Origin of the sequence: Psychrobacter sp., from assembly GCF_041554015.1 — a bacterium.
Taxonomy (GTDB): domain Bacteria; phylum Pseudomonadota; class Gammaproteobacteria; order Pseudomonadales; family Moraxellaceae; genus Psychrobacter.
In genome coordinates this window covers 25,364-38,243 of the sequence record NZ_JBFFMS010000029.1, presented here as the reverse complement: position 1 = coordinate 38,243, position 12,880 = coordinate 25,364, and the positions used below count along the sequence as shown (strand labels likewise).

At 42.5% G+C, this 12,880-nt stretch carries 10 protein-coding genes; 6 read left to right on the top strand and 4 right to left on the bottom strand.

Annotation, left to right across the window (positions count from 1 at the left end; translation table 11 throughout):
- Nucleotides 1-307 precede the first annotated feature (307 nt).
- The 5 genes from ABYU67_RS08615 (at nt 308) to ABYU67_RS08595 (ending at nt 5,135) form a co-directional block, all read left to right on the top strand.
- The gene (locus ABYU67_RS08615; protein ID WP_372844593.1) at nt 308-1,366 is read left to right on the top strand and encodes a TRAP transporter substrate-binding protein; all 1,059 of its coding nucleotides are present in this window, start codon (nt 308-310) and stop codon (nt 1,364-1,366) included.
- A 17-nt stretch (nt 1,367-1,383) separates the two neighbouring features.
- The gene (locus tag ABYU67_RS08610; RefSeq protein ID WP_372844592.1) at nt 1,384-1,911 is read left to right on the top strand and encodes a TRAP transporter small permease; all 528 of its coding nucleotides are present in this window, start codon (nt 1,384-1,386) and stop codon (nt 1,909-1,911) included.
- Nucleotides 1,908-3,197, top strand: a complete 1,290-nt coding sequence (locus ABYU67_RS08605; protein WP_372844591.1) for a TRAP transporter large permease — start codon at nt 1,908-1,910, stop codon at nt 3,195-3,197. The genes ABYU67_RS08610 and ABYU67_RS08605 overlap by 4 nt, the downstream gene beginning before the upstream one ends.
- A 244-nt stretch (nt 3,198-3,441) precedes the next feature.
- Nucleotides 3,442-4,494, top strand: coding sequence for a 5'-nucleotidase (locus ABYU67_RS08600; protein ID WP_372844590.1), 1,053 nt, complete (start codon nt 3,442-3,444; stop codon nt 4,492-4,494).
- 35 nt (nt 4,495-4,529) lie between these two features.
- Nucleotides 4,530-5,135: a rhomboid family intramembrane serine protease gene (locus ABYU67_RS08595; RefSeq protein ID WP_372844589.1), complete on the top strand. Its 606-nt coding sequence runs from the start codon at nt 4,530-4,532 to the stop codon at nt 5,133-5,135.
- Between the two features lie 104 nt (nt 5,136-5,239).
- On the opposite strand, the gene ABYU67_RS08590 is transcribed toward ABYU67_RS08595, so the two are convergent.
- The 3 genes from ABYU67_RS08590 to ABYU67_RS08580 form a co-directional block, all read right to left on the bottom strand.
- Nucleotides 5,240-5,785 carry a hypothetical protein gene (locus ABYU67_RS08590; protein ID WP_372844588.1) on the bottom strand — a complete coding sequence of 182 codons (546 nt, stop codon included), beginning with the start codon at nt 5,783-5,785 and terminating at the stop codon, nt 5,240-5,242.
- A gap of 120 nt (nt 5,786-5,905) precedes the next feature.
- Nucleotides 5,906-7,774 carry a sodium:solute symporter family protein gene (locus ABYU67_RS08585; RefSeq protein ID WP_372844587.1) on the bottom strand — a complete coding sequence of 623 codons (1,869 nt, stop codon included), beginning with the start codon at nt 7,772-7,774 and terminating at the stop codon, nt 5,906-5,908.
- Nucleotides 7,775-7,778: 4 nt separating this feature from the next.
- Entirely contained in the window at nt 7,779-8,039 is a 261-nt protein-coding gene (locus tag ABYU67_RS08580) for a DUF4212 domain-containing protein (RefSeq protein ID WP_372844586.1), read from the bottom strand.
- A 1,087-nt stretch (nt 8,040-9,126) separates the two neighbouring features.
- Between ABYU67_RS08580 and ABYU67_RS08575 the strand changes: the two genes are divergently transcribed.
- Nucleotides 9,127-10,623: an alanine/glycine:cation symporter family protein gene (locus tag ABYU67_RS08575; protein WP_372844585.1), complete on the top strand. Its 1,497-nt coding sequence runs from the start codon at nt 9,127-9,129 to the stop codon at nt 10,621-10,623.
- A 117-nt stretch (nt 10,624-10,740) separates the two neighbouring features.
- Here ABYU67_RS08575 and ABYU67_RS08570 read toward each other — a convergent pair whose 3' ends face one another.
- Nucleotides 10,741-12,612: a 4Fe-4S dicluster domain-containing protein gene (locus ABYU67_RS08570; RefSeq protein ID WP_372844584.1), complete on the bottom strand. Its 1,872-nt coding sequence runs from the start codon at nt 12,610-12,612 to the stop codon at nt 10,741-10,743.
- Nucleotides 12,613-12,880: the final 268 nt, after the last annotated feature.

Sequence of the window (12,880 nt, the reverse complement as noted above, 5' to 3'; positions counted from 1 at the left end):
TGAGAGTAGGTCATCGTCAGCTCTCTATTCTAAAGTAAAACCCCCTTAGCTTAGTTGCTAAGGGGGTTTTCTTTGTCTGACGGGTGGGGATGTTTGTCTTAAGAAAATTAATATATCTTATATCAAATATATTCGTTCTTATTCATTTAAAATGATTTGACTTATATCGTTATAGCTGCTAATTTTAAAGAGTGTTTCAACTTTAGTTAATTAGTAGTATATGTAGAGTTTATACGGAATTTGACTCTATCATTGATTTTTTAGTAAAGACTCACCCCCTATCCATGGTTATCAAAAGGAATTGATAATGAAGTTAGCCCCTCTTTTTTCAATAGGTGCCTTAGCAGCTATTAGCCTTCTAGGCTGTTCTAATCAAGCTTCTGACAGTACTGATGCTTCCGCGGCAACCTCTCAAGAAACAACCACATTACGCTTCTCTCATTTTTGGCCAGCAACCTCATCTATTAGTACTGAGGTCTTTGAGCCGTGGGCTAAGCAAATTGAAGCGGACTCTAATGGTCGCTTAAAAGTAGAATTGTATCCTTCAGCGGGTCTTGCTAAAGCGGATGTTACTTATGAATCTGCTTCAAAAGGAACGATAGATATTGGGTCACAAGCACATGGCTATACCAATGGACGTTTTCCTTTAACTCAGATCACTGAGCTGCCTGGTTTATCAAATTCAGCTACGCAAATGGGCTGCATGCTACAGACGCTTTATGAAGATGGCACTTTAGCTGGTGAGTATGAAGATACCCATATGTTATTTATGTATGGTGCTGGTCCAGGCTCTTTGCACACTACCAATAAGTTAATACGCACGCCTGAAGATATGAAAGGCATGCGTATCCGTCGTCCTTCTGCGGTCGCTGGCGATATTATTGAAAGTGCTGGTGCTTCTCCTGTAGGTCTGCCTGCCAATGACATGTATACGTCTTTACAACGCGGTGTTGTTGATGGATTGAGTTTCCCTTGGGAGGCTGTCACTGCTTTCAAAATTGATGAAATCACCAAATACCATACCAATATTCCTTTTTATAGTTCAGCGCTTATGGTGACTATGAATAAAGAGAAATATGAAAGTTTACCTGATGATTTAAAAAAGGTACTGGATAAAAACTCAGGTATGGCGCTTGCCAACAAGGTTGGTGAGGTATTTGATAAACATGATGATATGGCGATAAAAGCAGCTAGAGACAAAGGTGATGAAATCGTTGAAATCCCTGATCCATTAAATGATCCTAATTGGAAAGGACCGCTTGAAAAAGGCACCAAAAAATATCTGGCTGATGTCAGTGCCTTAGGTTTAGATGCAGACGGTGTTTATGCCAAGGCCAAAGCTGCCAGTGCCGCCTGTAAGGTTTAACCTAAAGGAGTTGTCACATGACCTACCTAGTCAAACTTAGTACTCTCATCTCAAGGTTATGTCAGCTTATTGGTGGTATCAGTCTTATTATTATTGTACTGACCACCATGTTAGATGTGATTGCCCGCTATATATTCAAGCTCACCGGTGGTGAATTTGGGTTTACGGTCAAAGGCAGCGTTGAGATTGTTTCTTACTTTATGCTCTTTGCTTTACTCGGCGCCTTTGCCGCTTTTGTTGAACGTTCACAAATCATTGTCGATGTCTTCACACAAAAGATGTCAAAAGCTGTCAAAGGTTACATGATGGGCACCTTTATGATGGGCTTTTTTATCATTGGTGTGGTGTTTGCATGGGGTCTTTATGAGAGCGCTTTTGATGCCATCGAATTTGGCAAAGTTACCCAAGACCTTCGCATATCAATGATGCCCATCTATGCTATCAGTGCCTTCTTAAGCATCTTACTTGCCATTCGGTCATTGATCGAATCCATCAATATCTTTAAAACAGGCGAGTTCTTTGACGCTGAGGAGACAGGCGCATGAGTCCAGAAATTATTGGTGCCATTGGTTTGGTATGCATGATTGTAATGGTTATGCTGCGTGTTCCTGTTGCACTTGCGATGCTCGGAGTTGGTTTGGTTGGCTTTGGTGCTGTAACAGCGCCGATTGGTGCTCTGCAAATGCTCAAGGACTTACCCGTTGATGTGTTAGCAAAATATGATTTTAGTGCCATTCCGTTATTTATTCTCATGGGGGTATTTGCTTCTCATTCGGGTATGGCAGGCAAATTGTTTGATGCGACTCGAACCATCTTTGGCGGCGTTAGAGGAAGTTTGGGTATAGCTGGTATTGGCTCATCCGGTATCTTTGCCTCTATCTCAGGGTCATCATTGGCGACGGCCTCTACCATGACCAAAGTAGCATTGCCACAAATGGAGAAGTACGGTTATCAACCGGGCTTTGCCTGCGGTATTTTAGCCGCTGGTGGTACTTTGGGGATTATGATTCCGCCCAGTATCGCGCTACTGGTCTATGCTATCTTAACCCAGCAGTCTGTCGGTGATATGTTTATCGCTGGTTTCTTGCCGGGGATGCTTGGCATGGTAATGTATTCAATCACGGTCATGATCATGGTGCGCTGGAAGCCGCATTTAGCCCAGCGCGGAGAGCCTACTTCTTGGAAACAAAAGCTCATTTCCTTGACTGGCCTTATTCCCTTTAGCTTTATTTTTATTGTGATTATTGCCGGTATTTTCTTTGGGTTATTTACTCCAACAGAGGGTGCAGCAGTTGGTGCTTTTGTATCGTGGGCTTATGCTTTTGCCAAAAGTATGCGCATGACAGGGCTTAAGCAGTCATTGATTGAGACACTTGCTCTGTCTGCGGTGGTCTTTTTTATGCTGCTTGGTGCTGAAGCACTTGGCTACTTTATCTCCGTATCACGCTTGTCTTATAGCTTAGCGACGTGGATTGGTACATTGGCAGTCAGTCCAATGGTGGTGCTCATTTGCATCTTGATCATGTACTTTTTGCTAGGGCTATTTATGGATGCGCTAGCGATGCTGGTGATTACCATTCCAGTGGTCTTTCCAATTATTGTTGCGCTAGGTTATGATCCAGTTTGGTTTGGTATTATTGCCGTATTGACAGTAGAGCTTGGACTTATTACGCCGCCTATGGGGATGAATATCTTTGTGATTAAGGCGATGGCACCGCATATTAAGCTGTCCGATATGTTTAAGGGGGTGATGCCCTTTATTGTCTCAGACTTGGTACGCTTGGTGATTTTGGTGGCGTTCCCAGCGATATCTTTGGTGCTCTTGAGTTAGGCGCTTTTGATAAATTTTTGCATAAAGGCTTTCATGTAAGCTTGGCTGAATCAAAGAGTAAAAACAGCGGTTTGATTTTATAGCCATATTATCATTATGATAGTATGGCTTTTTTATGCTTAATTTTAAGCAGAGGGATTATAAAGGTGGGGCGTTAACATAACGCGTCTCGTTATTAGTGATAGCTATAGTAAAATTCAATCTATCCATTTTATTTCCTAAAAAACCATTAAGCAGAAAGACCATGGCCATTGATCTTACCAATACCTTAATCGTTGCTATATCGGCAACCGCTCTATTTGATTTATCAGAGTCTGAGAATCATCTTATATCGCTTTTACAGCAGCGCCCTCGCGATGCCGTTAAAGAGTTTCGCAACTATATGGCTGAGCGTGAAAACGATCCATTGACCATGGGTGCAGGTTATCCGCTTATTAAAGCGCTGTTAAATTTAAATCATTATTGCCATGATTGTGATAATAAGGAGGATGGTGTCGATGCGCCCTTGGTAGAGGTGGTCATTGTTTCAAAGAGTAGCCCTGATACGGGGATTCAGGTCCTTAATGCCATTCGTGAGCATGGGCTAACCATCTCGCGCTCAGCCTTTATATCTGGTAGCCCTATTGCACCTTATATCAAAGATTTTAATGTAGATTTGTTTTTGACTACCAATCTTGACGATGCGCAGCAAGTTGCAGATGCCAATATCTGTGCTTGTGCGATATTGGATGCAACGCCAGTCAATACTTACGAGCTGGATACCAAGCAGCTGCGTATCGCCTTCGATGGTGATGCAGTGTTATTTGATGATTCAGGTGAGCTGCTTTATAAGCAAAAAGGGTTGCAAGCTTTTCACGACCGCGAAGCTCAGATGCGTGATTTACCGATAGAAAAAGGTCCTTATGCAGAGCTATTGATTAAGCTGTCAAAAATGCAGGAACGTCTGCCTGCAAGCCTACATTCTTGTCCTATGAAAATAGCCTTGGTAACGGCTCGCAATGCACCAGCTGACTTACGAGCGATAAAAACCTTGCGTGATTGGGGCGTAGATATTGATATGGCATTTTTTTTGGGAGGGCTTGAGAAGACTGCGGTACTTAAAACCTTTGCGCCGCATATTTTCTTTGATGATTCGGTCAAACACATTGACGCTGCTCGCAGCTTTGTACCGACCGCGTTGGTGCCTTATCATTCAACTTCGTTATTACACGCCAGTAGTATGTTGGCTGCTAATAAAGAGGCCTCATCGCTATCTTTTAAACCCATAGAACCAACAATCTTGTCTACCAGTCATTAACATGCGTTTAATAAGATAAAAAGGATATAGCCTAGATGCAGTGGCAGCAATTGACGACACTTATAATCGTACGCATTAAGCAAGTATTTGGTCTATATGCGTTTGTACTGATACCAATGTGGGTGATGTTCTTTCTTAACGACAGCGTGTTTTTTGGTCTATGGAATATCTTTGGTATTGTGCCACGAGCATTAGATATTGGCAGTATGATAGGGGTATTTGCTTCATGGACGATGCATGGCAATTTCTCACATCTAGTGGGGAATTCACTGACATTGATGCAGATTTTATTTTTATTTGGTTTATTTGAAAATAACGCTTATCGCACCGTCATTAAGCTGATAGTTGCCTCAGGGCTTGTGACATGGGTGATTGGCTCACCGTTATCGATACATATTGGTGCCTCTGGGCTGTGTTTTGCTATGCTTGGGTTTATGATAGGGGGCGCGATGTTCGCTAGGCGTTGGGGTTATTTATTGGCTTGCATTGTGATGGGAGCCGGTTATTGGTTGACTATCAAGCAAGGTTTGATACCGCAGCAGGGTATCTCATTTGCGGCGCATTTTGGTGGTCTATGCGCCGGCTTGTTATTGGGTGCCAATTCTAAGCATGCTTATACAAAAGTGAATAGTCGTTATTAGCCTTATTTTCGGCAACTATATTTAGACAGACGGTTCAATAAGTCATAAATATAGTGATAAGACAGCTAATAGTGGCTTTGATGAGTGTTTTTTTTATGACTTAGTCATTTTTGATTCACACAAACATTGATATATAGAGGATCACTTTTTTCTAAAGGTCGCCAAGCGGTCGTTTGTTTTACATGCTCATCAAGCGTTAGCTTACTGCCTTTTTCTTGTAACACATAATCTGCACGGGCAGGGGCAGCGCAGTCGATCACTTGCGGTACTTGCTGCACACTTCTGCGTCTTTCAAACAAATACAGGTTGACCAGATGGATATTTTGATTGTCTACTTGTACGCTGGTATTGGCTGTATCGGCAGCGATAAAACGTAATATTTGCGGCTTAACATAAGACCAAGGGCGAAACCACGTAGTACTTTTTGCGACTTTGACGACTTGCACGCCTTCTGGTAACTTGCTCACTTGCTGACCATACCAGTTATACTCTTGGTGTATTTGAAAGGCAAACATACCGATCGCAGCAAATAAAGGAATAAGCCATTTTGGTGCGCGTTTGCCCGCCAATTTACTGAGGTGAGTTATAATCAGTGCCAGACCAGCCATACCAAATGCGGCAGCGATGGTAGCGATAAACTCAAAAATCATAAAATGTCCTTAATGCAATATATATTTATAAAGTACAGTAATAGCCATAGGATAAAAAAATCACTCACAAGCAGCTACTGCCTGTGAGTGATCTGTAGGATAAATAGCACACTAAAGCTCTTAGTGGTCTATTGCACCGCCAGCGCCACGTGGAGAACGTACGCTTTCAACTAGCTCTTGAATATGAGCTGGAGGTGGCGCAGTCGCATAAGATACTGCGAAAGCTACGATAAAGTTCAGCAAGGCACCCACTGCACCAAATGATAGTGGTGAGATGCCAAACAACCAGTACTCTTCAGTATCAGGGAAATTCGCTGTACCACTGATGAAGAACCAGCCCTTGAACATAAAGATATAGACAAGAACGACTATCAGACCAGTCAACATACCTGTAATAGCGCCAAGATTATTGATGCGCTTAGAGAAAATGCCCATCATCAAGACAGGGAACAATGAAGCAGCAGCAATACCAAAGGCTAATGCAACCACCTGTGCAGCAAACCCTGGTGGATTAATACCTAAGTAAGTCGCTACTACGATCGCTACGGCCATAGTGATACGAGCATATTTCAACTCTTGTGCATCAGTAATATTCGGATTGAGATTACGTTTGATCAAGTCATGACTGATGGCTGATGAAATTGCGAGTAGTAGACCTGCAGCTGTTGATAATGCTGCTGCCAAACCACCTGCTGCAATCAAACCAATGACCCAGCCTGGTAGCTGTGCAATTTCTGGATTCGCGAGTACCAAGATATCAGGGTTAACCTCTAACTCGTTACCTGCCCATCCAGCGTCTGAAAAACGACCATCAAGCTCTGCATCGTGTTTAATACGAGCGGTTTCTACTGCGGCAGTTGCTGCGGCAACGTCACCACCATCAGCTTGAGCGGTATTAAGAGCGATTTGAGCAGCCCCTAACCCACCATCATTATACAACTGCATACGACCATCGTTGTTTAGATCGTTATATTTAATAAGACCTGTTTCTTCCCATGTCATCATCCAATCAGGGCGTTGGTCATATTCTAAAGGTGCTTCAGCAACGCCTTGCGGATAAACAGTATCAACCAGATTTAAACGTGCCATTGCGCCCACTGCAGGAGCAGTGAAGTACAATAATGAGATAAATACTAACGTCCAACCAGCAGTCCAACGAGCATCAGCAACTTTAGGAACCGTGAAGAAGCGAATAATAACGTGTGGTAGACCTGCTGTACCGATCATGAGTGTTAAGGTAAATAGCACCATATTAAGCTTGTTTGGTACATCAGCCGTATAGGATGCAAAACCTAAATCCGTCACGACTTGATCAAGCTTAGTCAAGATAGGAACACCTGCTTCAACATGATTTGAGAACAAACCAAGACCTGGAATCGGGTTACCCGTCAACTCAAGTGAGATAAAGACAGCAGGAATGGTATAGGCAATCATCAGAACCACATATTGCGCTACTTGCGTATAGGTAATCCCTTTCATACCACCTAGTACGGCGTAGAAAAAGACAACTACAGCAGCGATAATCAGACCAGTGGTACTTTCAACTTCTAAGAAGCGTGAAAATGCCACACCGGCACCAGTCATCTGACCGATAACATACGTGGTTGATGCGATAATCAAACAAACAACGGCGATCATGGCCGCAGTCTTAGAATAAAAACGGTCGCCGATAAAATCAGGAACCGTAAACTTACCAAACTTACGTAAATAAGGCGCCAAAAGCATGGCTAGTAGAACGTAACCACCCGTCCAGCCCATCAAATACGTTGAAGCGCCATAACCGCTAGCAGCGATTAGACCGGCCATAGAAATAAATGAAGCCGCACTCATCCAGTCAGCCGCTGTTGCCATACCGTTGACGACAGGATGAACCCCACCGCCTGCAACATAGAATTCACTGGTCGACCCGGCACGGGCCCAAATCGCGATACCGAAGTAAAGTGCGAAGGATAAACCCACAAAAATAAGATTAATTACAAACTGACTCATGGGTCTATTCCTCGTCTACGCCATATTGTTTATCTAACTTATTCATACGCCAAGCGTAAAAGAAAATTAGGATGATAAATACCCCAATGGATCCTTGCTGAGCGAACCAAAAGCCCAGATCAGTACCACCGATTTTGATACCAGCCAATAGAGGACGTAAAAGAATAGCAAAACCATACGAGCATAGCGCCCATACGATTAAACAACCTTGAATAAGACGGATATTGGCTTTCCAATATCCAGATGAATCGCTGTGGTTCTCCATAGGACAACTCCTTTTGCCTAACATAAAAACAAGGTCACTGACTTGAGCCTGACTAGTCCCTGTGCTTTATTTTTTATCTTACTGTCAAAACAGTGTTTTATGTCCATAAGAACAGTAAATGAACAACTAAAGCAGAGCGATCAATCAGTATAAGTAACCTAACATTATCAAAATATGAAGCAATTTCTCTCTTGTAAATGCTATCAATACGAGGATAAATTGCTCGATATAACCACTAAAAAGTTAAAGAATAAGCGTCGATATCAATCGCTTAACATCCCATTATTTAATACTAGATAGTCAGATAGGTGATTAAATTTATTATAAATGACGAGGCTTAGAGAGGAGGGGGCGGTATCAGCTGACAATCCTCTGTCTTATTATTGCCATCGTCCCGATAGCATGGTTCTAATGTTTATAAATATACATTCATGCCAATAAGTATTGAAATCAGCTTTTATAAACTTATTAGGAATATATACAAAAATGACTTGATTAACAATAAATAAATTTTATTTACTTTATGTAACTAAATATGTATTTGCAGAAACTATAACTAACTTATGTTAGTAAAAGTGAATGCAACCATTATTTATGGTAAGGTTTCACATTAAAGCCGCATTATTATTATGGATTTGGCTTAACCACTATAATGATAAGCTGGAGTAATAATCCCCCTTTACTTTGACAATAGTTATCATAAACCAGTCAAGAAAAATTAAGCAAATAAGGATTGTAATAGTCACTATCATTTATATAAATATGTTTTTAATCTTAAGACAATAGTTAATTCTTAAAAGTTATTTATAAATAGATATTTTATAACCATAAATTTTTAATCTTTATTTATTACTAAGCAAAAGTTTGTAAATGATTAATAATTAAAAAAAGTATTAAAACTGCTAAATTGTTTTTAGTAAGTTAAAATACCTCCATATGATAGAAGTGCCTTGTTTGTCATTTTATTGCTGAAATAAACAGTGATGAGTAATAAACAGCGTGAGGACGGAGCATCATAGAAAACCATTAGTCACATCAATTTATAACATATGCTAAAAGTATAGAATGTTAGTGAGGGGGATAGAGTATGAGCGAAGGCATAGCAGGTGGGTTTAATAGCATCGTAAACTATGGTGTGAGTATTATTTGGGGTAATAACGATTGGTTGATTGCCAGTAATCCATGGTATGGACTATTGATGTTCGTCTTAATAGGAGCAGGTCTATATTTTACTATTGCGACCCGTTTTATTCAGTTTCGTCATTTTGGTCATATGTGGCAGTTACTGAAAGTCTCAAATCAAGGGCGTAAAGATGGCGGCATCAGCTCATTTGAGGCACTGATGACGTCTCTTGCTGCACGAGTCGGTACGGGAAATCTAGCAGGGGTGGCAATTGCCATCTATTTGGGCGGACCGGGCGCTGTGTTTTGGATGTGGATGACCGCCATTGTGGGTATGTCGACCAGTTTTATCGAATCGACCTTAGCGCAAGCGTATAAAGTGCCACATAACGACAATGTCTATCGCGGTGGACCCGCTTACTATATCGAAAAAGGCTTGGGTAAACGCTGGCTTGCGATATTTTTCTCGTTGTGTTTGCTAGTAGCATTTGGTTTGGCGTTTAATGGCGTGCAGTCAAATACCATTGCACAAGCAACTAATGAAGCCTTTGGTGTTCCAACATGGATGACAGGTTTAATATTGGTAGTACTAGTCGCCCCCGTGGTCTTTGGCGGCTTACGCTCTGTTGCCCGTATTGCTGGTAAAATTGTACCAGTAATGGCGATTCTTTACATTGTGCTAGCGCTTTATGTCATCTTGACCAATTTGAGTGAATTTCCAGCGGCGGTTGCTTTAATTGTCAAATCAGCATTTGGCTTTGAACAAGCAGCAGGCGGTGTGATTGGTTATGGTATTGCGCAGGCGATGATCAACGGTATCAAGCGCGGTCTATTCTCAAACGAAGCAGGTATGGGTTCAGCGCCCAATGCCGCTGCTACAGCAAAAAGCCATCCTGACCATCCTGCCGTGCAAGGTTTTATGCAGATGCTAGGTGTATTCTTGGACACACTGGTTATTTGTACAGCGACCGCCTCAATTATTATTCTCTCTGGCGTGGTTGACCCGAACGTCGAACAAGAAGGTATTCAATTAACACAGCTTGCATTGTCACAGTACGTAGGGGATATGGGCGTGATTTTCGTTGCCATAGCCATCTTCTTCTTCTCATTTACCTCTATCATTGCAAACTATAGCTATGGTGAGTCAAACCTTGAGTTTATTTCTGGCGAAAAAAATGCCAAGGTCATGATTATGATCTTCCGCTTTATGGTCTTAGGCATGGTATTTGTCGGTGCTGTCGCAAGCCTGCCAGCTATCTGGAACTTTGCCGATTTGTCCATGGGTTTAATGGCATTGGTCAACTTAGTGGCAATTCTAATCTTGTCGCCGGTAGCCCTTAGAATATTACGTGACTATGAGCGTCAAATTAAAGAAGGCAAAACTGCTGACCAGATCAAGTTTAATCCAGATGATTTTGTGAAATTAAAGGATGAAGCCAATCGTGATGCGTGGACCGATTAAGCTAAAACCCTAGATATATATCTATTAAATAAGCCATAAAAAAATCGCCCTTCTAAGGGCGATTTTTTTATGGCTTATTTTAAATTATAACCATCTAAACACTATATCAATAACAATTTACATGTTTGGATAGTTAGGACCGCCGCCGCCCTCTGGCGTTACCCACGTGATGTTTTGTGACGGGTCTTTGATATCACAAGTTTTACAATGGACGCAGTTTTGCGCGTTGATAACAAATTTAGCGCCTTCGGCATCTTTCACAATCTCATAAACCCCAGCTGGGCAGTACAAACGCGCAGGCTCAGCATAGAGGGGTAAATTGATAGTGACAGGCACTGTGGGATCAGTTAATTTTAAATGTACTGGCTGATCTTCTGCATGGTTGGTATTGGAGATAAAGACAGATGACAATTTATCAAATACCAATTTGCCATCCGGCTTAGGATAGGTTGGCTGATAAGCATGAGCGGCACGCTCAAGCTGAGCATAATCTTTTTGATTGTCATGAATGGTCAAAGGCATTTTACCGCCAAGCAAGTTTTGCTCGATAAAGGTAAAAGCGCCGCCCATCCATTGACCCATACGGTGCATAGCAGGAGCAAAGTTACGGGCTTCATAGTTATCTTGATATAACCATGATTCTTTGTACATGGTGCTATATGCTTCGACGTCATCATGCTGACGACCCGCTTGCACTGCCTCAAAAATTGCTTCGGCAGCTAACATGCCAGATTTCATTGACGTATGGGTGCCTTTGATTTTGGCAGGGTTTAAGAAACCTGCGTCATCACCCGCCAATACGCCGCCTGGGAAAGTGAATTTTGGCAATGAGTTAAGACCGCCTTTGGTCAGCGCGCGAGCGCCGTAAGACAGACGTTTACCGCCTTCTAATACATTACGAATAAGCGGATGTAGCTTTAGACGCTGCATCTCATCAAACGGTGACATATAAGGGTTTGAATATGATAAGTCGATGACCATACCAAAGCTTACTTGGTTGTTTTCATCAAAATACAACCACCAACCGCCAGTTGAGCCAGTGTCCGTCAATGGCCAGCCCGAACCATGCATCACTACGCCTTCTTCATGCTTCTCAGGCGTCACTTCCCATAGCTCTTTTAGACCAATACCGTAATGCTGTGGATCTGAGTCTTTATCTAGGGCAAAGCGGCTGATAAGGCGCTTGCCTAAGTGACCACGGCAACCTTCAGAGAAGATGGTATATTTGGCAAGCAGCTCATAACCTGGCTCAAAGCTATGTTTCGCTTCGCCACTAGCAGCCACGCCCATGTCGCCTGTCAACACGCCTTTTACTGAACCATCATCATTATATAAAATTTCATCAGCAGGGAAGCCTGGGAACATCATGACTTCTAGCTCTTCAGCTTGTTGCGCCAACCAACGAACGACGTTGCCCAATGAGACAATATAGTTGCCTTTATTGTGCATGCTAGCAGGGACAACTGAATCCATCAATTTGGTCGCTTTGGTCGCTGAACCTAGCATATAGAGGCGATCTTCAATTGCAGGGACGTTTAGCGGTGCGCCTTTTTCTTTCCAATCTGGGATCAGCTCGTCTAAAGCGCGCGTTTCCATGACCGCACCAGATAGGGTATGAGCACCAAACTCCGAGCCTTTTTCGACCACACAAACCATGAACTCATCGTTCCCTGCGGCAATAGCCAGCTGGCGCAGACGAATGGCCGCTGAAAGGCCAGCAGGTCCACCACCGACGATGATGACATCAAACTCCATCGACTCACGTTCAACTTCAGGCTCTGCTGCGACAGGTTCTGGCGCTTTGTCGACAACGACCGTTTCAGCGACTGGCTCACTGGCCTGCATATCTACAACAACAGGTGGTTCTTCAGCAGGTACTTCTGGTATGACAGTGGCTGATTCTGGATTGGCGGGGTCTGTCACGATTGGGGTGTCGATATTTACAGTATCACCATCAACAACTGGCGTTTGATTGTCTTGCTCTTGCATACCTACTCCTAAACTTGTAGTGGCTTATCTCAGGGCATCATTAGCTTAACAATTGAATAATAAGGCTTGTGGCGCTAACTTTACTCAGACATATGGCTGCCCGATAAAAAGGGTCTTTACGGTATCAGTTGACGACGTTACGATAAAAGTATTTTTAAAAACATAACGTAAAATGTGTCATTAGTACAACGCCCACCAGACTATTTCAAATAAAAAATCGTTACTTATTATAAAAGAAAAGTCCCACAAACACGATACGCATTTCACA

What these genes read in the sequence shown, in the direction of transcription:
- ABYU67_RS08615 (WP_372844593.1), top strand. Translation starts at nt 308, where the DNA reads ATGAAGTTAGCCCCTCTTTTTTCAATAGGTGCCTTAGCAGCTATTAGC.
- ABYU67_RS08610 (WP_372844592.1), top strand. Translation starts at nt 1,384, where the DNA reads ATGACCTACCTAGTCAAACTTAGTACTCTCATCTCAAGGTTATGTCAG.
- ABYU67_RS08605 (WP_372844591.1), top strand. Translation starts at nt 1,908, where the DNA reads ATGAGTCCAGAAATTATTGGTGCCATTGGTTTGGTATGCATGATTGTA.
- ABYU67_RS08600 (WP_372844590.1), top strand. Translation starts at nt 3,442, where the DNA reads ATGGCCATTGATCTTACCAATACCTTAATCGTTGCTATATCGGCAACC.
- ABYU67_RS08595 (WP_372844589.1), top strand. Translation starts at nt 4,530, where the DNA reads ATGCAGTGGCAGCAATTGACGACACTTATAATCGTACGCATTAAGCAA.
- ABYU67_RS08590 (WP_372844588.1), bottom strand. Translation starts at nt 5,785, where the DNA reads ATGATTTTTGAGTTTATCGCTACCATCGCTGCCGCATTTGGTATGGCT.
- ABYU67_RS08585 (WP_372844587.1), bottom strand. Translation starts at nt 7,774, where the DNA reads ATGAGTCAGTTTGTAATTAATCTTATTTTTGTGGGTTTATCCTTCGCA.
- ABYU67_RS08580 (WP_372844586.1), bottom strand. Translation starts at nt 8,039, where the DNA reads ATGGAGAACCACAGCGATTCATCTGGATATTGGAAAGCCAATATCCGT.
- ABYU67_RS08575 (WP_372844585.1), top strand. Translation starts at nt 9,127, where the DNA reads ATGAGCGAAGGCATAGCAGGTGGGTTTAATAGCATCGTAAACTATGGT.
- ABYU67_RS08570 (WP_372844584.1), bottom strand. Translation starts at nt 12,612, where the DNA reads ATGCAAGAGCAAGACAATCAAACGCCAGTTGTTGATGGTGATACTGTA.